Raw genomic sequence first — 23,600 nt, forward strand, 5'->3', positions numbered from 1 at the left:
GAAATTATTTTTTCCATTCCAAACGAACCAATTCATATTTTGCTGCGTTCGCTTCTTCTAACGCTTTTTTCAAATTCGGCAAAACCCAAGGTTTTGTATCTTCTCGGAAAGTGTCTCTGTAGTTCCAATTGTCCTGAAACATTCTTTTATAATATTCTTTGGGATCTACTACAACGACGAACTCTACCTTTCCAAGTCTGGAAAATTCCTCTTTGGATACGCTGGTGCGCAAAAGAGTAGATTCTCCGGGAGAAAGTCTTGTATCGAAAATTTCTTTCTGTAATTCAAGATCAAGCATCCAACCTAGAGTTCTTTCTGAGATCTTTTTTCTTTCTCCAGTAATGGACTCCGCCCAAACTTCTAAGTATATTTTTGGAACGGAATAACTGGGAAATAAATGCCCTACTCCTGAGTTTTTCAGTTCGGAGATAATTTCCGCTCCCTCTTCTTTTGGTATAACCTGTAAAGAAGTTTGGACTCCATGTTTTACCATTTCCGGATCTGAGATACCTTTCCATTCGTGTTTTCTATCAGGCATATGACAGTTCTGGCATTGCACATTTGATTTTGCGAATTCGGATCTTCTCCATTGCCCATAAGTGTCCATCAGGAACTTTCCGTTTACCTGTTTTGCAGTTTCGGGAGATTGATGGCAGGTTTTACAAAATTCAGATTCTTCGAATTCTTTCTGAGGGATAAAACCTTGGTGAGGAACATTCGAATTTTGGAATATTCTGTCTTTGTTCCCGTCTTTTGGGAATGGCCCGTATACTTTTCCCTTTCGGAGATGACAACTTGCGCATTGGACTCCGTTGTTCTCACTGCCCGGTTTCCAACTAGAGTCGGAAACTTCTTCCCAACCTAAACGAGAGAGTAATATATTTTTGGTTTCCGGATTCGGGCTATGGCAGTTCATACAATTTTCGGATCCATGTTTTCCGATCCGAGGTAATTGCCAAAGAAAGCCCGGGCCAACGGCCCGGGAGTGAAGAGTCGACTTCCAGGAACCGAACTGTTGTAAATGGCAGCTCCCGCAAGAGGCCGGATTCGGATCTACTGTAAGCGAGCCTTGGGATTCGAGGGGGAATACCCAATGCCTTTGGTGAAACCCTTCTTCTTTACAAAATATTAAGAAGAAGGCCGCCGCAAAAAGTGCAGCAAAGAAGAATGAGGGGCCTATCCTCCGCAAGGATTTCCTCCTCCACCTCCTCCTGAACCGCCACCACCTCCCCCGCCACCGGAAGAAGCAGAGCCTGAAAGATATTTTTTATCCTGGTCTATGATATCGTTCGTACCTTTCGCAAAGCTGCGTTCCGGTGTGAAATAAGTTCCTAAATTAGAAATATTGGATGCGTCTATTCCAGATTTTCCTACGTTATACGTAATTGCTTCAGTTACGGAAGAACGATCCGTTCTCCAAGCAGATACCGCACTTATATTGGACCAAACCCCGTTGGAATCATAAGCAAGAGATCCCCATTCTACCCAAGAACCGTCATAAAATCTGGTAGGGTATCCAAGGATCGCAAGAGTAGCAAATCCAGTGATGGAAGATCTTACGTTAGTTCTGCAATACGCGATGATCGTCTGTCCTTCCGAATATCCGTTCGTAGAGAGAAGATTTTGAAGATCCGATTTTGCGAGGAACTCCTTGTTCGCATTTATAAAGTTCGCAAACGGAAGATTTTTTGCTCCTTTCACATGTCCTTCGAAAGGTGTATAACAACTAGGAGTGTCCGCGCAGGTAAGATTGGAAGGCCCCACTGTGCTTCCAGTTCCGTCATATTCCGTAGACGACCTAGCATCCATAATGAAACTTCCTCCTGCAGGCGCCGGAGTAGAACCTTCAAAAGTTGGGCTCGTGATACCTTGGACCGCATTAAAAACGTCCGCCAATGTAGCCTGCAAGATGGTATGATCTCTGTATAAAGCTCCCACAGTACCTGCTCCACTAGTTGTAGGAACAGTGTAGGAAGACCCACCAGTAAGTTGAGAAGCTCCTATCTTTGTGGAAACTGCTCCGTTCAAAACTGCAAGATGAGTTTTTTCCACTCCCCAATAATATAATGTATACCAAGAGCGTAACGTAAGCATCAGGTTTCCGTCGGAAGGAATATCTTGTGCAAGCACGATCAAATCGGCTGCGGGATTCACACCAAAACGTTTCAAGAACGCGTCTATATTCTTTCCTTCCGGAACGATGGTCTCGGTATCGATCAGCCCGTTAAACCTAGTCTGTCCGAAAAAAGTATAATCGGTAGAACTTGCAGTGATCCCATACACTCTTACCCCTGTCTCAGGTCTTACATAAGAACCGGAAAGCGCTCCTCCACTTATCTGAAAGATGATCAATCTCCCACTGATCGCAGAGGGATGATTCGCTGCCCAATTCGATCTCCAAGATTCCAAAGTGGATGCAGTGATCAGTCCAAAGGTATTGCTATTATAATCATCGCTGGATACCGACAAAAGTTGTGAAGTCTCGAACACCTGCACTGGCTGCACCAAAGCAAGCTTCTGATACGGAGTGATATATTCCGGCGCATCGCAAGAAGCGAAAACCGAAATTAGTATAGAAAGAATTCCTAATTTTCTAATATTAAAATTTAACATATTCCCCTCCGATCATAAATTAAATGGAAAATTGATTAGGAACCCGAAGGTTCTTAAGATTGCGGTGTTATACCCGGAATAGGTATGAGAATAGAAGAAGTTATAGTAATTCCCATACTTGTCGGTATAACCTAAACTCACTTCAAGGTTATGATATATTTCCTTCCTTCCCCAAGCAGGTCTTTCGTGTTCCAGATAATAGTTGTACCAATCCGTCCCAAACGGTGCAATCGAAGGTGTATCTATTTGGATCAAGTTTAGAGGAGGAGTTCCTTTAGGATCTGCAAACGCGTATCCTCCCTGACCGATCTGTCCCCTACTTCCTACGATAAAGATAAATGAATCAAAGAAACGTTTGTACAATGCTCCGTAATACAGGACATCGTCGGGCACAGGTTTTTCCCTTCTGCGATAACTCCATTCTCCAAGAGCACCAAGTCCCCAGATATTGAAGTCTTTTCCTAAATAGATATTTACTTCCGCACCGTTAGCTCCGTCTCCGAGAGCCTGTGGATTTCTATCGTAGTCTCCCTTCTTTATTCCACCAATCCTTACACTGACTGTTGGAACCCAAATAGAATCGAAATCATACTCGTCCAAAACCTTATAACGTAACCCTGCCCGAGAGTCTATGATCCCGTATTTATCAGGCTGTTCCGGAGAAGTTAAGGTACCGAAATAACGGTCAATCAACTGTGTCCTTCCCAATTTACCGAAACCTGTCTGCAGATCCACAGTCAAACGATCCGTGATCCCGTATTCAAAAGCAAGAGCGCCTACATTGATACGAACATCATCATCGTAAGTGGTATGGTATCTGCCTACATAAGCTGAATCATATACTGAATTCACTGCGGTAGTCCGGACCCATAATTGTCTTTGATAAGGCGCCCAAACCGTCTGAGAAAATAATTCCCCGATAAAAAACGGCTGAACCAAAAATAGAAGGGGAAGAAAAACTCCCTTCTTAAATAAATATTTCATTATATAATGATTCCCTGATTAATCCTTTTTATCCTCCAACTTCACGTTGAAGCGGATACTTATGAAAAATTCCAAAGCGGAAATCTGTTCTTCGGATAATTTGCCTGCCAAATCCTCCAAATTTACCCTTCCTTTTTCGGAGTTGGGCAAGGAGCCTTGCAGATATTCCAAACGATTTTTCTGGGATTTAACTAGATCTTCTTTTTTGGCGTCTAAGGCGACCTCTGCATTATAGATTGCCTTGCCTAGATTGAATTTTTCCCTTTCCTTACCTCGAAGAGCCTGTCCGGCCACTCCGCCGCCCCCGAATCCTCCGGAAGCAAAAATCCCTTGAAAAGAAGAGAAGATCAATGCGCAGATCAGCGCGTAGATATATAAAGTTTTCATAAAGCAGTAACTCCCTCTTTTTATATTATGTTACAGAATAGAAAAGGGCGGGTATACCCCGCCCAGTTTATGTGACTCGATTTATTGGTTCTTGTAATTCCAGTCTTCTACAAAGGCTGCTTTGGTAGTAGTAGCCGAAGAGTTAATTTGGAAATAATCCACAGTGGATTTTTTCACACCTGTATTATAGTGAGCTCCTAGACCGGATCCTCTTGCGCCGGACTCGATCGCACCTTGAACGTCGGCGGCAAACTTAACCGGAACGGAAGGATAAGAAGAAGCTCCCGCAGTTACGTCGTCGTTGAAATTGCCGGATGGGAAACTTCCAGACAAGAATCCGAAGATACTCCATCCGTCTTCCAAGAACACCGAAGGACGTCCCAAGATCAATAGGGTGGAAATACCGCTCGTTTGAGTTCTGGTATTAGTTCTGCAGTATTGAAGAATGGTTTGTCCTTCTTCGTATGCAGGAGCACCTGCGTTAGGTCCGCCAGTTGTTCCATAAGTGTCCCATATATCCTGGACGTCCGCTTTAGATTTGAACTTCAGAGTGTTGAAAGTACCAACAGCGGAAGTAGTATAAGCGTAAGCGTTATCTAAAGAAGAACGATCCACAAGATTGTAATGCGGAACGAAAACAGCACCTTTCAAGTGACCTTCGAAAGCGACTGCTCCACCTCCGGACTTAGTGGTTCCGGTAGTGTTCTCTCCACCATTATATTCCTGCCATCCGGCAGAGGAAGTATAGACGCTGATATCGTTGTTACTGTTTGCAGTTCTGTTATCGGAGATCAGAACGGTAGAAGAAAGTCCTTTCACACTATGATGTCCGTTGTTCTTAGCAACTTCGATCGTATCTTCGATACTTAATGTTAAGATCCTATTATCTACATTCTTTAATTGTTTAACAGAGAACGTTCCGTTCAAAGGAGGAACAGACTCGTCAGTGTCATTACCCAATTCTGCTTCAGGGAATTGACCTTTGATAGTTCCGTTCAGGATAGCAAGATGTTCGTGAGCCACACCCCAATATCTTAAAGAATAATGCTGGTGACCGATGGATCCGTAGTTGTCTCCGTTACCGCTTGCAAATACGATCAGATCTTTAGTAGGATCTACTCCGTAAGTTTGGAACCATTCGTCAATGCTAGCTCCGCTGATAAGTCCGTTTCCACCTGTGGTTGCAGTACCACCAGGAATAGAGATCAAACCGTTGTATCTGGTCTCTCTAAAAGTTTTCCAAGAATAAAGTGCAGTGTTGTTTCCCGCAACGGAGACAAAAACTTTTACTCCAGTTGTAGGAAGGATCAAACTTTTATTTGCATCCGCTCCCACTTTGTTTGCTTGGAAGATCACCAAATTTCCAGTAACGCTAGCAGGCTTATTATTTGCCCAATCGCTTACCCAACTTCTTAGAGTAGCCGCAGTGATCAGACCGTATTGATTCTCGTTATAATCGGCAGCAGATTCTATCGCTAGATCGGAAGCGCTCGCAACTTTTACACCTGATGCTCCTCCGCCGATTGCAGCTAATGCAAGTGCGGAACTGTCAGACGATCCTTCTCCACAATTCCCGAGTAATCCCAGCGCAATTGCCAGGAGGCTCGAATAAATGAGCGTATTTTTCATTTTGTTCTCCTAAATGCTGGTCCGGTCGGGGTTCCCTCATGTTTATTCCACTGCGGACTCTAAGCACAAAGTCGAGATAAGGCGTCGTTTTTACCAAGATTATTTCAATATAACGAACATAATATCTAATTAATTGGACAATATATTATAATAAAGGATCAATTTTTTGAACAAAACGGAATAAACTCTAAAAAATAGGGAACAAAGTGGCCGGAAAAAAGGGTTTCTGTAACCCGATGCAACGTTATCTTCCGCTAAAGCAGAATATTCAAAAATTAGAAATTACCTTTTTATAAAGTGATTCCGCTTCAAAAGGAAATACGGGGTCCTAAGTAGATCAGGTCCCCTCCCCATTTATAAAAAGGGTCAAAAGCCAAAAGATAGATCGCTGCCAGGACCAATCCGGAGCCCAGGATCCATTTTTCCCGGTTAGAAAATCCTATTTGAGAACGGATCAACCAAAGAGAGATCCAAGCCGGATAGAATAAGTGAGAAAACACTCTTGTGGTGTCTGCAGTAAAGAATGTAATGAAGAAGGCCCCAAAACACACGAGCAAGATCGAGATCTTTCTACGTGCTAAATTCTCCAAAAAGAGAAACAGCAAACCGTTCCAGAAAGAAACTAAGGTAAGAAGAATATGTTTCGTATGCATAGAATACCAGCGCGCAAAACCTAAGGACTGGGCGGTATCCAATCTTCTTTCATTCCATTCGATTCCATTTAGATAGAAAACTAGAAAGGAAGAAACTCTCCCTACAACTATCCCTAGTAGAAAGATCTTTAATATCTCACGATCGATCTCTTTCTTCTCCCAGAAATTCAAAAACAAGACGAAAAAGGAAATCGCAATAAACTGATAAAAATGGGTCCAAGATCCCAAAACGAAAAGTAAGAATAGAACGTACAAATAGATCTTCTTACCTTTGTCACGATCTCTCAGATCTAAAAATAAAATCAATAATACAGACCAGAAAAATGTGAGATGGTCTGCAAAACCGATCCAATTGTTTTGGATGAGATAAACAGGAGAAAGAAGTAAGAAAAAACCTAGAAAGATCCCTGTAAAGTAGCCTCTAAAACAGGAAGCGTAAGCAATGAGGATCGCAGAAATGATATATAATAAAAACTTACAATACCTTTTGAATCCTTCCGGAGAAAGATCTATCTTGAGGATCTTTAGATGATAAGGAAACAGAAAAGAATCGGAATCGTATTCTTTAGAAAGATCCGACTTGGAAAGATAATAAAATCCTGAATTGATTACCTGAGATTCTGGAGAGGATTTGTATAAAAAGTAAGAGGCTTCCTTTAAGAAAAAAATAGAAACAAATCCGATCAGTACGGACACGATCAGTTTTTTTCGTTTGGAAAAAATTTCCAGGATGCTATTGAGGACTTTCATCTAACCAAGAGACTTTCTCAAAATGAAAAGTCCGGATTATACTCTAAGCCCCCTTAAGAATTGCAATTAACAAAACGTGAGCAGAGATCTATTTCAATCATCGGAAAGAGAAGAGGACCAGATCAAATAGGAGTCCTTCTCCCCTAAATTTGCAAGTTCTTGCAGGTCCTTTCCTAAAAAGGTCATACTGTCTCCTTCTTGCAAATCGAACCATTTGCCTCCCACTTTCAAACGAAGCGCGCCTGACTGTAGGAACAAATTTTGTCTTTGTTTGGATTGTACTTTTGTAATAAAGGTTTTAGCGACTCCCGGAAGAAGTCGAATCTCGAACAATCTAGTTTGAAATCTAGTTTCTTCGTGAAGAAGAGGACGGATCACGTACTGGTTCTCTTCTACTAAATTTTCACTGGAGTCTTCTTTCCTGTATATTTTAGGAAATTCTTCCTTAGAAAATTCCATGAGGCTGGATAAAGGCAAACGGATCGCCTTAGAAATTTTCCATAATAAAGCGATAGAAGGCGCCGCCTTTCCGGATTCCACGAGGCTTAACATTCCTCGACTTACCTGAGATAATTCTGCAAGTTTCCCAAGAGAAAGACCTAACTCTTGTCTTCTCTTCCGAACCAAGGTCCCAATAGATTGGATCAAACCTCTTTCAATCGGATCGATCGTTGGCATACTCGGTTCTCCCCACTAGATCGGAATTGCGTTTATTCCGAGCAGTTATAATAAGATTTTATCCAACTTATTGGAAATAGTATCCAAAATAACAACCAAAATTCTTTCAAAGGAGAAAAAAATCCGATTTAGCTCAAATGAGAGGGTTTTTCGAGAGAATCAGTGATTTTTGCAGAAAATCGGACTCTTAACCAGGCAAGAAGAATGGGTAAGAAGACACAACTGATCGAGATCAAAAGCAGATCCGGATGCGCATAATAACCTTTTTCTAATACGGATTTCCAATCTCCCGTGTTCGCGTAGTTCAAATAAGAGACCTGGCCTAAGAACAAAAGCACCCAAGAAGGCCAAAATGTTCCGGGGATCCTGAGCAAAAACGGAAACATCCAAAGTAGATACCATGCATTTACTACAGGGGAGAAGTAGAAGAATAAGAAGAATGTAATTCCGATCTTCTCTTCTTCTGCCAGGTGAGAAGAATATTTTTTATTCAAAAAGAATAATATACTTACTATCGCAGGAAAAGTCCAAAATGCCCGAGCGAATTCTCCAAATATAGTATGAAGGATATTATAACCCAAAGGAAAGAATGTAAAACTTCCTATAAATCTACTCAGAGCAGTAAAGTCCGTCTCTTGTGAAAAAAATAGAAAAGGAGAATATGCCAAGACTATCCCCAAAATGGAAATCGCGGCAACTATCCCTGCTTTTTTCCAATTAGGGGTTTTGCTCCAATACAACTTCAATAAAAAAGGAAAAAGTAAAACTCCGAATCCTTTTACAGCAAGGCTGAGTCCCCATATAAAAAAACTTAAACGAAACCTATACTTCTCCGCCAAATAAAAAGAATAGAATAAAAGAAATATCCCTATAATATCCGGATGAGCGTTCAGAAAGACTTCTTTGATAAGAATTGGATTCCAAAAATATAAAGCAGAGGAACGAACCCCATATTTAGTCCTAATCAAAAAGAAGAGAAGGATGTCAGGAACCAAAAGAAAAAGTTTGAGAGCCCAAAGCTTCCAAGGAAATAGAAGATGGATGAGATAAAAATAGATCTCGAGCGCTGGACCATAGATAGTGGGCCAGTCTGGATGATTGATCCTGGAAAGTATTTCCGTTCTGGTCGGATCTAATTCCCCAAAAAAAGATTCAGGAGTGATCCCATAAGGACTTCCTTTTTCTGAGCTGATCCATCCATCCCAAAGATAACGTGCCCAATCATCTTCGAAGATAGGTGTAGAAAAGACCAAAAAAATTCTAAGTAAAAGTCCTAAAACAAAACTCAGTTTTCCGGAAGTTTCGAAAGTTTTAGAAAAAAATAAAAATCCATAAACAGCACTTAATCCGCAAAATCCAAAGATATACAAACTTCCGCTTAAACTTCTTTCCCAGTTCTTACCTTCCCAAAAGAGAAAAATGCATAGATAAGATAAGGCCGCAAGGATCCAAACCAAGTTTGTCCGATTTAGAATAAGGCTTCTTCTTTCTTTATCCTTTTCGAATTCCAAAGTCAATTTCCCTTACCGCCATTAAAAACCAGTAAAAATCGCGACCGTCCGTCTGTAATATTAAAAATATTCTGTTATATAAGAATTTTAGTATTACTTATTGACGAATTTTAAATGACCACCCAAGTTAGCACTAATGAAACGTATCCTCTCCTTTGCCGTAGTTTTTCTAATTTCGTCCTCACTCTTTGCCTCCGAAAAACTTTCCGGAGTCAGAGGATGGTTCATCAGTGCGCCGGAAGCATTGTATTTACATGGGCAAGGCGCTATCTTTGTGGATGCAAGAGATGGGATCAAAATATCCACATTCTGCAAGTCGGTTCCCTTGGGTTGGCAGGAGATCTCTCAAAAAGAATTTCCCAACCAAGGAAATTTAATGCAGACTTCGGACGCGAAGGAACTCCTACGTAAAAAAGGTTTGGAAGCCAATAAGATCGTATTGGTATTCGGAGATCCAATAGGAGGATGGGGAGAAGAAGGTAGGATCGTATGGTCCTTGCGTACATTAGGTTTTTCTAAATCTTTTGTAGTAGACGGAGGGATTAACGCTCTGCATAAGGCTTCTAATTCCCCAATCCCGATCCGCCCGGAAATACTTTCTAAAATAAACGCTTCCGCTTTGGAGAATAAAAATTGGTCCGCAGATTCCAAATTGGTCCAATCCGAACTCTCGGATAAAAAATTCGCGTTCATAGACACTAGAGAAGAAAGGGAATTTTTGGGACAGACTCCGTACGGAGAATCCAGAGGAGGACATCTTCCTGGAGCTAAATGGATCTATTATAGACAATTTCTGGATAAAGATGGATATTTATTAAGCGAGTCCAAGATTGTAGCTAAATTATATGAATTAGGGATTTCCAAAGATAAGACGGTAGTCTCTTATTGCACTGGAGGAGTCAGATCAGGTTGGATGACATCCGTTTTGGTCTCTGTGGGTTATAATGCAAAAAACTATGCGGGATCCATGTGGGAATGGTCTTCTAAAGGTTACCAACATTATCCATTGGTAACTAGATAAAGTTTTTATAATGTTCTTAAATAAAAGAAGAAGTTTCCTTCTCTCGGTCCTATTTTTATCGTTGGCCGCTAGTTTATTCTATTGTATTTTTACAAAACCTAAAGATAAACCAATCCCTGTGGAAGAGGTGTTTTCCCAGGCTCCTTGGTCCAAACCTTTACCTGTCCTTCCTCCTCTTGCAGGAGTGGGAGAAGTTCGAGCAGAGAATTGCGGCAAATGCCACGTTGAAATTTATGCAGAATGGAAAACGTCCACTCACGCAAACGCGCTTTCCGACCTTCAATTCCAGTCTGAACTTTCTAAGTCTTCTTCTCCGCGCTGGCTTTGTTTGAACTGCCATACCCCTGTTGCCAACCAAAGAGAAACTCTGGTCAACTATCTAAATAACGGAGATTATAGAACTCCTATAGAAGAACCAAATCCTAACTTCGATCCTAAGATGAAAGCTGAGGCGGTTACCTGTGCGGTATGCCATGTTCGCTTGGACGAAAATGGGAATTCCTACGTTCTAGGAGCGAATGGAAAAACAAAACCTCCTCATCCTGTGAAAATTATTCCGGATAAATTGAGGAATAGATGTTTAGATTGTCATAACGCAAATTACGTTTTGGACGACCAATTGGTATGTGCTTTCAAAACAGGAATCGAGTTAGAACAAAAGGGGAACTCCCACGGAAAGTTGGCCTGCGGTTCCTGCCATATGGGAGAATTACAACGAAAGTTAGTCAAACCGGAACTAAACACTCCGATCCGAACTTCTCATAAACATTCCTTTATTGGAGGAGGGGTTCCGAAAAAATTCGAACTTTATGAAAAACAAATCCCTGGAGGATATAAAACCGGATTAAAGGTAGAACCTATTCAATGGAAAACGAAAGGGAATGACCTAGAATATTCAGTTTCTCTTACGAATGAAAAGGCGGCTCATAATATTCCGACGGGAGATCCCGAAAGATTTATACTTCTGAAAATTTCCATATTGGATCCCAAAGGTAAATCTCTGGCAACCAAAGAGATCAAATTCGGACAAGAATGGGAATGGTATCCTAAGGCGAGGCTAGTTGCAGATACGCGTATTCTTCCTGGAGAAACCAAAGTTTGGAAGGATCTATTTACGGGGATCGAAAAAAGTCATTCTAAAATCGTATTCGAAATGTATCATACTCGTCTGAAAGAATCCAATGCGGAACATATGAGAAAGAATAGCGAGAATATTACCTCCGATCAACTTCGCAAAAAGATCTCGGAAATAGAAAATCATTATCCTTTTTCCAGCTTAATTCATAAAGAAGAGATAGATCTAAATTCCGGAAAAAACAGGATCTATTCTCCTGAGGAACTTTTCAGGATCTCTAAGAACAGACGAGGAGAATAAACCTTTTGTTAGCTCCCTGGGCAAATTCTAAATTTTTGATCCCTGCCCTAAACGAAGAAGAAGCCTTGCCCAAAGTCCTGGAGTCTCTCTTTGGATCCGGGATTTTGCCTGAGCAAGTTTTGATCTTGGACAATGGGTCCAAAGATTCTACTCCACAGATTGCAATCGATACTGGAGTCATATTAGTCCAAGAACCAAAAAGAGGCTATGGAGCAGCATGCTTAGCAGGCATTCGCTATCTCCTGGAAAGAAAAATTTCTCCCGACTTTATTGTATTCATGGATGCGGATGGTTCAGACGATCTCAGAAATCTGAAAGACTTATTCTCCGCGTTCTCCCAAGATCCGAATACAGATTTTGTGATAGGCTCAAGGACTTTAGGAAATGCAGAGCCTGGTTCTTTGTCTTTTTTGCAAAAGTTCGGCAATTGGCTTTCTTGTTTTTTGATCCGAACTTTTTACGGAGTAAAATTCACCGATCTGGGACCATTTCGTATTCTAAGATGGAAATCCCTGCTGGATTTGAACCTACAAGATCCTACTTGGGGATGGAATCTTGAAATGCAGATAAAAGCGATTCGAAAGAAATTTAAGATCCAAGAAGTCCCGGTGCATTATGAAAAAAGAAAAGGCGGAAAATCCAAGATCAGCGGTAATTTGATCGGAAGTCTGAAGGCAGGTACGAAAATACTTTATATTTTCTTTAAGTTAACATTTTTTTCAACTTAGTCCAGGTATAGGGCCGCCTCAAAATTTTCAAAGAAGGTCCAAGGTCCGTTTTGGAATTCCACTCTGAAGTTATAATGATCCTGTCTTTATTCTTTAATTGCTCCCAGTCCGAATTTTCGGATAGGATTTCCTCTTCCGCAAAGATTGCGTACATTTCAGGATAATTTTCTAAAACAGTTTTTGCTTCCTGGAGATCGTAAGCAGGAAATATATCGAATCCTAATCTTTTCAACAAGGCGATTAAGTAAGTCTGCCCTTTTAAGTTTCTTTCTAATACCAGGACTTTTTCATTTCGATTCTCACTAATAATCTCCGGATTTCTGCTCAATGGAAGAAAAATTTCCACACAGGTTCCCTTACCAATTTCACTATGTACATGCACCATCCCGTTGGACTGTTTTACAAATCCATAAACCATTGGCATGCCTAGACCGGTTCCTTTTCCGGACTCTTTTGTGGTAAAGAATGGTTCGAATAATCTTTCCAATACGCATGCATCCATTCCGTTACCTTCATCTCGAACGGAAATGATACATGCATCTTCCATATCCACAAATCCGGGGATCATGGATCTATGTTCTTTTCCGGCTGGAGAAAACCCTGTGCTTACTAAAATTCTCCCGCCATGAGGCATCGCATCTCTTGAATTCAAACAAAGATTTAGAAGAGCATTTTCCAAACCATTTTTCTCGAAAGAGCAGATTAAAGGAAAATCTTCGAAACAGAATTCTATACTGACTATATCGTTTCTTATACGAGTGAGTATGTCGGCAAAGTCCGAGATTACATGACTTACATCTGCTTGTTCCGGATTTAATGCCTGTTTACGTGAGAACGCCAATAATCTTCTATTGAGTTCGGCCCCTCTTCTAACTGCTTCTTGGGCGGAGAATACCCTTTTTAATAGCTCTGGGGTCTCTCTTAGGTTTAATTCCAAAAGGTCCAAATTAGCTAAAATGATATTCAGAAGGTTATTAAAATCGTGGGCCATTCCTCCCGCAAGTTGGCCTACCGCTTCCATTTTTTGGAATTGTCGAAGAGAATCGTTCCATTCTTTTTCTTCTGTTATATCCCTGCCGATACAGAAGATCGTTTCCGAGTCAGGAAGGCGGACAGTATTCCAACTCATATGGCAGATCTTTCCTTCTTTCGTTATATAACGATTTTCGAATCCTTCTTTGGATCCTGAGGAGACTTTTTGTTTGGTGAATTCTACATCATCAGGATGTAGGAATTCCAACAAATTCTTGTTTTTAATATCTTTTCTTTCGTAACCTAAAATCCTCTGAAAAGCAGAGTTCGTTCTTCGGATCACATAGTCGGAATCCACACTCAGAATGATCTCGGAAGAAAGTTCGATCAGCGCCTTTCTTTCCTCGTCGGCTACCCTTCTACTTACTATTTCCGCGAATCTTTTAGAAACGACCCCTAATAGATCCAGATATGCTTCTTCAGCATTCAAAACTCTTTCGGATAGAAGTTCTATTTCATAAAATCTTCCATGAGAAAGTATGGGGATCCCCAACCACGAGCGAAAACCTGAGGCTAATGCTGCATCCCTTCTTTTTAATTCTGTGTCGGCTGCTAAGTCCGGAATAAAGTATAATTCTCCCGATTCACTGACCTTCTTTAGTATCCCTTCTTTGATGCTAAAAAATTTGTTTATAGATTCTTTTCGAAATACGAGTTGAAGGTCAGAATCGTAAACATAAGGATCTTCTTCGTTGATATAGACTGCATTGTCTTTGGATCTCCAGATCTGCCCGTAAGTCCATGCAGTATTTTTAATTAATGTTTTGAGTACTTTGTCGAATGCGGAAATTAGAGTATCGGAGGTGGAAATGTCCCAAAGTAGACTTTCGCCGATTGCCCAGGAGATTTCTTTTTTTTTCCTTTGCGTAATATCCAGATAATAAACTAGAAATCCGTCCGGTCTCGGATAGATCCTAACTTCTATCCATGAATTGAATGGTTCGAAGAAAGCTTCGAATACACGGGATTCTCCGGTTTCTTTTGCCTTTTTGTATTGAGCCTCGAAGTCAGTCCCTAATAGTCTAGGAAAATCTGTAAGTAAATTTTTACCAATCAGGCTTTCTTTCGGCCTGCGTATGACTTCTTCCGCTTTCTTGTTCACATACGTTAGGTTCCATTCGAGGTCCGCAAAGATAAATGCGTCAGGTATATGATCAAACACCAAGTTTGTTTCTTGATTTGTTTCGGGAGTCTTCCCCGGAAGGCCTTGTTCCGATAATTTGTTACTCTTCCCCGAGGACATTCTGCCAAGGGTATTATTGTTAACCGAATTTGGAAAGAATTTCTGGGATTTTTTCAGGATGGATTGGTCTGGAATAATAGTAACCTTGCCCCACATCGCAACCGGCTTCTTTCATTAATCTTTCCACTTCTGCAGTCTCTATCCCTTCGGCGACGACATTCATTCCTAATTTATGCCCTAAATCTATAGAAGCCTGACAAATAAACAAAGATTCCCTATCCCTTGGGGAATCCATAACGAATGATTTGTCTATCTTCAATTCAGTAAAAGGAAATCTATGCAATTGTTTCAGGGAAGAATATCCCGTACCGAAATCGTCGATAGAAAGACCGATCCCTCGGATCCTAAGCCTGGTCAAAATGTCCTGAGTAAAACGAATGTTCTCTAAAAAGCCTGTTTCCGTGATCTCCATTTGGAATTGGCTTTGGGGAATACCTTTGTTCTTGATCTTAGAGAGTATTCTTTCCGGAAAATCAAGTTCAGTCAAAGTCACAGGAGAAACGTTAACCGCCACACGAAGCCTTCGGCCGTTTGCATGCCAGATCCTTTTTTCATCCAATGCGAGATCGATGATCTTTTCAGTCATCAGATTTAAGATAAGGGTCTCTTTTTCCATCAATGGTAAAAAGGAATCTGGGAATACTAATCCCAATTTAGGATGGTTCCACCTCACCAAGGCCTCGAAACCTTCTACCCTTCCGGTTTTTAGATCGAACTTAGGTTGATAAAATAATATAAACTGATCGGAACGAACTGCGTCTAAAACTTCTTCCTTTTCGAATGTAGGACCGGACGCTCCTTTTCCTCCTGTCTTGGTGCGGGAAGAAATATCGCTCTCTTTCTCGATAATCGCAGACAACGTATTTCGGATATCTGAAACTCGGATGGGTTTTTCCATAACCGCTGCGATATGTAGTCCGTATTCTCCGGCTAATGTTTCCGCACTATGAAGTGTTCTTCTGTCCGCACCTGAGATCAAGATCACGTCAGGATGAACATCCTTCTCGGACAAAAAGCGGATAACGTCTACTCCATCCATCCCGGGGATCATCAGATCTAAGATCACACAATCGAAACTTGGATCCAACTTATCTAGAAAATCTGGAGCAGTATGAGTTAAGGAAACTACAAAGCCGCAATCTACTGCAATCTCTCCCAAGATCTTTGCGATCTCTTCTTCGTCGTCCAGGATCAGAAGTTTTTTAGAATTTCTTGTATCCGTCATGGAAGAATTTCTCCGATATTGCGAACTGCTTCTTTCAATGAGGTTTTTGTATAAGGTTTTCGAACCAGAGGAATAGTATTCGGAAGTTCTAAACTTTCTCTCCGGCTCGAAGAGGTAGCGATTATTTTTCCTGAACCGAATCTTTCCAGTTCTTTTTTTAGATCTATCCCCTTAGAATTCGCAAGTTGGAGATCCAACAACACGAAAGAAATTTCTGGATCACCTGAGAAAAATTTTGCCAATCGTTTCATATCCGAACTCACATGTGGCTCGTAACCCAGTTCTCTTAAATATACACAGGCCAATTCAGCAGTTTCTCGATTTTCTTCCATGACCAAAGTTTTCTTTTTGGTCGTGAGAACTTCTTCACTTTTGTCCTGTTCATGCACCGGCAAGAATATTAGAAAACTTGAACCATATTCAGGTGCTGTGATCACTTTTAAAAAACCGTTCGATTGTTTTACAAAACCGTAAACCATGGTCAATCCCAAACCTGTTCCCTTTCCTCCGCCCTTGGTCGAAAAAAAAGGATCAAAAATACGAGCCTTAGTAATATCGTCCATTCCTGTCCCTGTGTCGGTAACGGAGACCAGAAAGTAATCTTTTTCATCCAATCCTGAAATTTTAGGGCCTTTTGAGTCCCCATTTCGGACAAATCCCGTAGAAATAAATATTTTACCACCGTCCGGCATAGCATCTCTTGCATTCAACGCAAGATTGAGAATAGCATTCTCGAGTCCGGTCTTTTCTATGTCGCAAACCGCCTTCTCGTCGGCGATCTCGTATTCTATTTCTATTTTTTCGGTCCGGATACGATCCAAAATGGGAACAAAGTCCCTCAATACCCGGTTTACGTCACATGCTTCTGGATTCAAAGCCTGCTTTCTGGAAAAAGCAAGAAGTCTTTTATTAATCTCGACCCCTCTTTGTATGGCGTCTTGTGCAGACCTGACCCTTTTCATCAGATCTTCAGAATCTTTCAACTTCATTTCGAGAAGATCCAGATTTGCTAATATTACATTTAATAAATTATTAAAGTCATGGGCCATTCCTCCTGCAAGCTGTCCCACTGCTTCCATCTTTTGCGAATGCCTGATCCTTTCTTCAGAATTTCGTCTTTCGGTAATATCTCTTTCAATTCCCATCAAATGAGTAACAATACCTTGCTCGTTCACGATAGGAAAGATATCCATCTCAATCCAATATTCTTTTCCGTCCTTATCGTAATTGATGATCTCTTCGAAACATGGCTTTGCTTCCGAGATCGCCTTTCGGATACGATCCAGTACAACTCTATCCGTTTTAGGGCCTTGCAGGATCCTAGGAGTTTTTCCTAATACTTCTTCTCTTTTATAACCTGTCAGCCTTTCAAAAGCTCCGTTAACATATACTATCCTAGGGCCGGGATCATCTATAGGAGAAGCTTCCGTGATCAGAAAAATATCTTTGGATCTTTCAATCCCTATCTTGAGAAGATTTAGATTCTCTTCCGTCATCCTAGCTTGCAACACGAGACGTAAAGAACGATCTAGAAGATCTGAACTCACGTTTTCTTTAAGCAAAAGATCTGCGAGGACGATCTTAGAATTTTTAAGAACTTCTTTATTTTCAGGATTTTCAGCAATGGCGATCAGAGGAAGACGGATCTGGGACTTCTCCAGAACCTCTAAACTTTTTTGAGGATTATATTGGAATAGTATAACGTCAAAGAACTCTGTCTTGGTCTTATCTAAAGCCTCTTGAAAATCCAAGGCTCTAGTGCAGTTGGGAGTAAAGGATTCGATACCTCCCAATAGGGTCCGGATCCACTTGTATTCTTCTTCCCTATCTTCTATAATTAAAATATTGAACCGCATCAGGCATTGGACGAAAAAAACAAAGCGTTTAACCCGCGTTTCTCTTCCTAAAAAAAATCCGATCTGAATATTTTTAGCTATCAGAAATCCATATAGAGCATAAGCCTAATGAAATTTCTTAGCAGGAAGATCCGGATTTTGGGCAAGAATAGAATACCGCAATGGTTCTTAGGATCTATACTATTCTTCATTTTTTTAGGCTGCCAACCTGGAAAGGAAAACCCAAAAGTTGTAAAAGGGATCTTGGATCTAAGGCAATGGAATTTCCAAACGGACGGCAATATCCATCTAGATGGAGACTGGGAATTTTATTGGAATGAGCTTCTTTCCGACACCAAATCTAAAGAGCAAGCAATCCCTTCTTATATAAAGGTACCTGCAAAATGGGACAAAGGACGTAACGTCACTCATAAGTATCCCAGCCACGGTTACGCAAGTTATAGGGCAAAAGTATTATTGCCCGAAGCAAATACTCAACTTAGTCTTAAGATCTCTTCTATTAGCTCTTCGTATACATTGTTTGTAAATGGAAAAGAGATTTCCAGAGCTGGAAACGTAGGGAAAGAAGAATCTGAATATTCTCCAGGTTACAAACCTGGGGTTTTTAGTTTTATCTCCGACAAACCTGAATTAGAGATCCTTATCCACGTTTCGAATTATAAATACTCCAACGGAGCCGGGATCTGGAATCCGATCCAATTAGGAAACACTTCTGATATACAACAGGTTTCTTTAAGAGCAACCATGTTGGATTCCATCACATTCGGGACCTTGTTCGTGATGTCTTTATATCATTTTACGTTCTATTTAATGAGAAGAAGGGACGCTTCCGCCTTATTCTTTGCAGTGCTCTGCTTGTGTATCGCGCTTAGAGTCTCTTTTTACGGAGAAAGGATCTTTTATAATGTATTTCCTCTTTTTCAGAACTACGAGTTCTCGGTAAGAGGAGAGATCCTATTCTTATTTTTACTTTTGCCAGGGACAATATTATATGTCCAATCCGTATTCAAGGAGCATTTCAAAAAGGACAAAGTATTCAATATTATATTTTATTTAAGTATTCCTCTTGTTTTCTTTGCGGCTTTCTTTCCTACAAAATTTTATACTATGTCCTTCTTCATCAATTCTTTGGAAATAATGATGTTAGGAATTTTAACTTACCTATTTTTCAGATTGGCATTCATGTCTGCAAAAGGAGTAGAAGGGGCCAGAATTTGCTTTTTCAGTCTGGTAGTAAATCTGATCACAGTAGCGAACGATATTCTATATCTGAATAAATTTATAGATTCTTTTTACTTAGTTCCCTACGGCGTCCTGGCACTTGTCCTTTCCCAATGTGTATTACTAGCGTCCAGATTTTCTAAAGGTTTCGTACTTGCAGAAGATCTGGGAGAAGAACTCAAAAAACTAAATATAAACCTCGAGCAGATCGTAGTAGAAAGAACTGAAAATTTAAACGAGTCTTTGAAACTTTTAAGAGGAGATCTTTCTCTCGCTAAAAAGTTACAGCAGAAGACCTTACCTACTCTCAATCTAAACGGCAAGAATGTGTCTATCCATCCGTATTATCTTCCTATGTCGGAAATTGGAGGAGACTACTATGATATTTTCGAACTGGAACCAGGATATTTTCGTTTGTTCTTGGTCGATGCGACAGGCCACGGAGTTCAGGCTGCACTTCTTACAATGGCGATCAAGGCCGAGTTCGAAAGTATTAAATTCGTCAAAGACCAGCCTTCTCGTATATTAGAATTATTAAATGCGTCTTGTTGCCAGAAATACAGAAGTATCAATATCATTTTTTCCGCGGTTTTAGCTGATATAGATCTAAACAATAAGGTTCTGTATTACTCTTCGGCGGGGCATCCTCCTCAGGTCTTAAAACAAAAACAGGAAGGTGCGGATTATCTGTATTCCAGAGGACCGATCATAGGTCTGAAAAAAGAAGCTACGTATAAAAATGTGACTGTGCCCCTTCTTCCTGGGAACAGGATCTTTTTCTTTTCGGATGGGATTTTCGAGGAGTTCGATCAGGAAAAAAAGGAATTCGGAGAAAGCAGGGTACTATCCATTTTAAGCAGAAATACAGGTATCCAAGAAGTAGCGGAAGATTTGATCTCGGAACTTAAGATTTTTGTGGGTCCGAGAGGTTTCCAAGATGACGTCACTTTACTAGCGGTCGAAGTTCATTAGAATTTTCGTGAATGTGCCAGGACGAATCGATTTTTTCGTCGTTATTTTTCGCAATATTCGGATTAGATGGAAAAATCCGGTATGTCTCGGTCATTTTATTCTCTCTTAGTTCTATTTTGTATTATAGTACAGTTCAATTGTGGGACTGTTCTTTTGCTCATGCAAAACTTTGATCCTTCTCAAAAAGAGGACGCCAGTTCCCTATTACTACTTCTAGGTGCAGCAAATCATTTCGGCAAACCTTACATAGAAATCTCTCCAAGCAGTTTAACACTTGTTGCACCTACTCCATCCGATCCAAGTACGGGTTCTTACTTAGCGAGGGTCCGTAATATACCAGATTCCTGGTACCAAGACGAATTCACCTTCGATCTCGAAGTAAATGGATGTTCCGGCTATATAGGTTCTCTCAACGGCTCGGGAGGCCTTCCTGCCACTATATCGTTCACTTCGGGAGATCAATATTCTATTTCTATGGATTTAGTAGGATTCGGGGATGGAGGAGGAATTACTCAAGTCTGTTCTTTGAGCCATACTGTTACCCTCAGTTCCGGAACGGATATACAAACCGGGACCGATGCAGGTAGCATCTTACTTACCATTCCTCCTATGTTCTAAAATAGAATTATATAAACATAATATACATTTATATAATTCACTAATTTTTTCTATTTACTGCCCGGTCCGAGCATCGCGAGGAATCGCCCGAATCTTATTCCTTAATTTTAAAAGAAGAAACAGGCAAGGAATACAGTCCCCTAGAAGTTTTATCGAAGGACGGAAAATACACTCTGTCCTCAAAAGGGATCGAAACTGAAATATCCTTAATCTTAGAACCGTCATGCATAGAATAATAAAGAGGTTTTTTTGCACTCGAATCAATCACAAGTATTCCAGTAGTATGAGAGATGGGCAGGATTTTCTGAGGCAACGATAGGATTATCTTTTTAAGCCAAGGGTTCTTATGTATAAAATTGACAAGCCCGGATCTTTTTTTGATGATCCCGGTCCAGATCCTTCCGTCTTTATCTCTCTCTAATCCATCCGCGAGGCCTGGAAGATTTTCGAATAATACTTCCGAACTTCCTTGGTTCTTTCCTGTGAGAAAGGCACGGATGATCCTAAACTTAGTGGTTTCCGTAAATACTACAGACTCTTCCTTTCCATCCGGACTCTTTTCGATCAGAATTCCATCCACAAAGGTAAAGCCGCTTAACGCAAGTGAGACTGTGTTTTTTTGCCTGTCCAATACCCACAGCTTTCCATGTGGATAAAGTCCGATTGCTTCCGGAACAGCGCCGCTTCCCATGGCCGCATCGACTCTTTCAAAAGGTTCGGTGATATAGATACGATTTCCATCCTCGGATACTGCCAGATCATTACATAAGGAGAACGGTCTTGAATTGGAAGAATTCAGATCTGTAAGGGAAAAGTTAGGCATCTCTGAAAAAGAATACACTTTTTCGAATTCTTCTTTTTCTAATTTAGGAAGATCTAAAATGATCGGATCTATCTTTTTAGTTTCAATATCTACTTCGTAGAGCCCCACTCTATTTTTTTCTTCATAGGCCTCTCCTCCAAGCCTGGAGGCACAGACTAGAATTTTATCCTTGCTATGATCTGAATATTGCATCCCTGCAGGATTGACAGGTGGTTTCACCCATTGTTCCGCCTTTCCCGTTCTTAAATTCAATCTCCAGATCCATCCGTCCATTCCAGACGCATATCCGAATCCTTTGGCACGATCGAAAACTAGATCGTCGTGGCCAGGAAGATCCTTCATCTCAACTTTGAGATCATTTGAGAATGGATCCTGTTTATCCTGTACTTCTAAAATAGAAGAAGGGACTTCTCCCAATTTGTATGCTTCTCCTATCTTAATTCCAGAAGGATTACAAGCAATTAGGAAAAATAGAGCTATAAATATTAGTATTTTATGATTTAATTTCATACTGCTTCCAATAATTTCCCGTATTTTTTTACATGCGGAACTTCTTCGTCCAGCCAGTATGCCTTATCTTTTTCCACCACAAGGATCTCTTCAAATTTAAAACCGGTTTTTCCCTTTCCTAAATGTGGTTCTATCGCCCAAAGCCCTGTCTTCTCTCCTTCATGATCCGGAGTCAAAAGTTCTGGAAGTACCTTATGACTTAGGAATTCGATAGATCCCTGTAGACTGAACCAACTTGCAAAACTGATTGGCAATATAGGAAAAGAAATATTAGGCAAATGAACTTTATATACTCTATGTCCTAGAACTGCAAACGGATACAAAGAGTGCACATTATCAAATCCATTCTGTTTAGAATCCTGGTCTATCTTATGCCAGATCTCTGAAGAGCTCATGGAAGAGGAAAATAGTTTAGGAAGTTCGGCCCTGAGTTTTAATAGATATCTCATCCCATTGTCCAACTCTGTATTTTTAGTTAAAGAAGAAGAATATCCAATGTCCCCGATATAACCGTCCACGACGGGAGACACATCTAAGATAAAGGATTCGTTTGCTTGTAATCTTCTTTTGCTCGGATGGAATTGAGTGAATCTTTTGTATCCGTCAAATCTTGCATGTTCTCCGAACCAAGCAAATGGACGATGAAGGAATACTTTAACCCCGTGATCTCTCAAGAATGTGTTCATTCGTTTTACTGCATGGAGCTCGGTCCAACCTTCTTGCATTTCCTTTTCTATTTCGGTAACACATTGGTAAGCCAATCTTTGTGCTTTTAAAAATCCTGCCTTTTCTTCTGGGTTAGGAGTATGAATGGATCCGGAATTGTATCTGGAAATTTTGGAGGAGAGTTTGGATAAAAATCCTTTTTGTCTTTCGATTGGCATATACTTTCCCTAAGTCAAGATAAGAGAAGAGTAACAGAGAGAGGACAGTTCTGCTTGAATGATTCCGGTATTGGGTAAATTTTAATTAGATCAGATCACCAGATTCGCAAAAACGAACTTCGATCGATTTTAGGTGTCCGAAGAATAGAGAAGGCACAAATCCAAAATTTTCCTTAAACGTCCGAGTAAAATGAGCAGAGTCGGAGAACCCAGCAGAATGTGCCGCTTCCGTAAGGCTCTTTCCTTCTTTCAAAAGTTTTGTCGCTTCTAAGATCCGGACCCATAACAAATACCTACGCATCGGGATCCCTAGATTTTCCTTAAAGAGTCGAATAAGTCTGTCTTCCGAGACAGAAAAATTTTTACCTATCTCTTTCATTCTAATACTGTCGGGCATTTCCTTACGGATCATATCTGCTATCTGGACGATCCTTTCATCCATCCCCTTCTCCAATTTTTGGAAAGGATAAACAGATCTAAGTAGATCCAAATGTAATTCCCAGGCGTCCAAGTCGTTTAATTTTCCGTAATATAACTCCCATAACCTTTCTATCAAAGGTAAGAAAGAGGAGATGTCCAACTTCTTCACTTCTCCGACTTTAGCGAATTTTGAAATAGATGAATATTCGTAGGTCTCCGGATCGATGAGTAGGGCGATCATCTCGACCCCTGGAGAAACAGTTCTATGATATGTGTTTGGCCCTACCAAGGCCACGCGATACTCTTCCTTTCCTTTTTCAGTTTCTATACTGATATTACTTTTTAAGGAAATAGCCAAGGTAGCTGCATAGTGGGTATGGAAATCGGTCTGCATGGAATTTGTGGCAAACATCACACGGCCATTCCATAGATAGAGAATTCCTCTGCTTGTAAAATCCATATAAGAC

Annotated in this window: 19 protein-coding genes; 5 read left to right on the top strand and 14 right to left on the bottom strand. The window is 40.6% G+C overall.

Annotated elements, in window-relative coordinates; translation table 11 throughout:
• Positions 1 to 4: 4 nt before the first annotated feature.
• The 8 genes from LPTSP_RS09245 to LPTSP_RS09280 form a co-directional block, all read right to left on the bottom strand.
• On the bottom strand, positions 5 to 1,189 hold the full coding sequence (locus LPTSP_RS09245; protein WP_108928516.1) for a multiheme c-type cytochrome: 1,185 nt from the start codon (positions 1,187 to 1,189) through the stop codon (positions 5 to 7).
• Positions 1,177 to 2,613, bottom strand: coding sequence for a sulfurtransferase (locus tag LPTSP_RS09250; RefSeq protein WP_108928517.1), 1,437 nt, complete (start codon positions 2,611 to 2,613; stop codon positions 1,177 to 1,179). The genes LPTSP_RS09245 and LPTSP_RS09250 overlap by 13 nt, the downstream gene beginning before the upstream one ends.
• 12 nt (positions 2,614 to 2,625) lie before the next feature.
• On the bottom strand, positions 2,626 to 3,597 hold the full coding sequence (locus LPTSP_RS09255) for a hypothetical protein (protein WP_108928518.1): 972 nt from the start codon (positions 3,595 to 3,597) through the stop codon (positions 2,626 to 2,628).
• Between the two features lie 18 nt (positions 3,598 to 3,615).
• Positions 3,616 to 3,984 carry a hypothetical protein gene (locus tag LPTSP_RS09260; RefSeq protein WP_108928519.1) on the bottom strand — a complete coding sequence of 123 codons (369 nt, stop codon included), beginning with the start codon at positions 3,982 to 3,984 and terminating at the stop codon, positions 3,616 to 3,618.
• An 81-nt stretch (positions 3,985 to 4,065) separates the two neighbouring features.
• Positions 4,066 to 5,613 (bottom strand): sulfurtransferase, encoded by a 1,548-nt coding sequence (locus LPTSP_RS09265; RefSeq protein ID WP_108928520.1) that lies wholly within the window; start codon positions 5,611 to 5,613, stop codon positions 4,066 to 4,068.
• 308 nt (positions 5,614 to 5,921) lie between these two features.
• Complete coding sequence (locus LPTSP_RS19255; protein ID WP_245915533.1) at positions 5,922 to 7,016, bottom strand: hypothetical protein; 1,095 nt, start codon at positions 7,014 to 7,016, stop codon at positions 5,922 to 5,924.
• A gap of 93 nt (positions 7,017 to 7,109) precedes the next feature.
• Positions 7,110 to 7,694 (bottom strand): helix-turn-helix domain-containing protein, encoded by a 585-nt coding sequence (locus LPTSP_RS09275; protein WP_108928521.1) that lies wholly within the window; start codon positions 7,692 to 7,694, stop codon positions 7,110 to 7,112.
• Between the two features lie 128 nt (positions 7,695 to 7,822).
• Entirely contained in the window at positions 7,823 to 9,205 is a 1,383-nt protein-coding gene (locus LPTSP_RS09280) for a hypothetical protein (protein ID WP_108928522.1), read from the bottom strand.
• Between the two features lie 136 nt (positions 9,206 to 9,341).
• Between LPTSP_RS09280 and LPTSP_RS09285 the strand changes: the two genes are divergently transcribed.
• Genes LPTSP_RS09285 through LPTSP_RS09295 form a run of 3 tightly spaced genes read left to right on the top strand, consistent with a single transcriptional unit; the run spans position 9,342 to position 12,329 of the window.
• On the top strand, positions 9,342 to 10,226 hold the full coding sequence (locus LPTSP_RS09285; RefSeq protein WP_108928523.1) for a sulfurtransferase: 885 nt from the start codon (positions 9,342 to 9,344) through the stop codon (positions 10,224 to 10,226).
• Between the two features lie 10 nt (positions 10,227 to 10,236).
• Positions 10,237 to 11,601, top strand: coding sequence for a multiheme c-type cytochrome (locus LPTSP_RS09290; protein WP_108928524.1), 1,365 nt, complete (start codon positions 10,237 to 10,239; stop codon positions 11,599 to 11,601).
• Between the two features lie 5 nt (positions 11,602 to 11,606).
• Positions 11,607 to 12,329: a glycosyltransferase family 2 protein gene (locus LPTSP_RS09295; RefSeq protein WP_108928525.1), complete on the top strand. Its 723-nt coding sequence runs from the start codon at positions 11,607 to 11,609 to the stop codon at positions 12,327 to 12,329.
• Here the strand turns inward: LPTSP_RS09295 and LPTSP_RS09300 are convergent.
• The 3 genes from LPTSP_RS09300 to LPTSP_RS09310 all read right to left on the bottom strand — a co-directional run bounded on the left by LPTSP_RS09300 (position 12,304) and on the right by LPTSP_RS09310 (position 17,685).
• Positions 12,304 to 14,523: a PAS domain S-box protein gene (locus tag LPTSP_RS09300; RefSeq protein WP_245915534.1), complete on the bottom strand. Its 2,220-nt coding sequence runs from the start codon at positions 14,521 to 14,523 to the stop codon at positions 12,304 to 12,306. The two genes, LPTSP_RS09295 and LPTSP_RS09300, sit on opposite strands and share 26 nt — an antisense overlap.
• 100 nt (positions 14,524 to 14,623) lie before the next feature.
• Complete coding sequence (locus tag LPTSP_RS09305) at positions 14,624 to 15,829, bottom strand: EAL domain-containing response regulator (RefSeq protein WP_108928526.1); 1,206 nt, start codon at positions 15,827 to 15,829, stop codon at positions 14,624 to 14,626.
• Positions 15,826 to 17,685 (bottom strand): PAS domain S-box protein, encoded by a 1,860-nt coding sequence (locus LPTSP_RS09310; protein WP_108928527.1) that lies wholly within the window; start codon positions 17,683 to 17,685, stop codon positions 15,826 to 15,828. Before LPTSP_RS09310 ends, LPTSP_RS09305 begins: the two co-directional genes overlap by 4 nt.
• A gap of 138 nt (positions 17,686 to 17,823) precedes the next feature.
• Between LPTSP_RS09310 and LPTSP_RS09315 the strand changes: the two genes are divergently transcribed.
• Complete coding sequence (locus LPTSP_RS09315) at positions 17,824 to 19,878, top strand: SpoIIE family protein phosphatase (protein ID WP_108929856.1); 2,055 nt, start codon at positions 17,824 to 17,826, stop codon at positions 19,876 to 19,878.
• 81 nt (positions 19,879 to 19,959) lie between these two features.
• A complete protein-coding gene (locus LPTSP_RS09320) occupies positions 19,960 to 20,496 on the top strand; it encodes a hypothetical protein (RefSeq protein ID WP_135354751.1) in 537 nt (178 codons plus the stop codon).
• Positions 20,497 to 20,590: 94 nt separating this feature from the next.
• Here LPTSP_RS09320 and LPTSP_RS09325 read toward each other — a convergent pair whose 3' ends face one another.
• The 3 genes from LPTSP_RS09325 to LPTSP_RS09335 form a co-directional block, all read right to left on the bottom strand.
• Entirely contained in the window at positions 20,591 to 21,829 is a 1,239-nt protein-coding gene (locus LPTSP_RS09325) for an SMP-30/gluconolactonase/LRE family protein (protein ID WP_108928529.1), read from the bottom strand.
• The gene (locus LPTSP_RS09330) at positions 21,826 to 22,713 is read right to left on the bottom strand and encodes a M24 family metallopeptidase (RefSeq protein WP_108928530.1); all 888 of its coding nucleotides are present in this window, start codon (positions 22,711 to 22,713) and stop codon (positions 21,826 to 21,828) included. Before LPTSP_RS09330 ends, LPTSP_RS09325 begins: the two co-directional genes overlap by 4 nt.
• An 85-nt stretch (positions 22,714 to 22,798) precedes the next feature.
• The gene (locus LPTSP_RS09335; RefSeq protein ID WP_108928531.1) at positions 22,799 to 23,545 is read right to left on the bottom strand and encodes a helix-turn-helix transcriptional regulator; all 747 of its coding nucleotides are present in this window, start codon (positions 23,543 to 23,545) and stop codon (positions 22,799 to 22,801) included.
• Between the last annotated feature and the right edge of the window lie 55 nt (positions 23,546 to 23,600).

The sequence above is a fragment of the Leptospira johnsonii genome (assembly GCF_003112675.1).
Classification (GTDB): Bacteria; Spirochaetota; Leptospiria; order Leptospirales; family Leptospiraceae; genus Leptospira_B; species Leptospira_B johnsonii.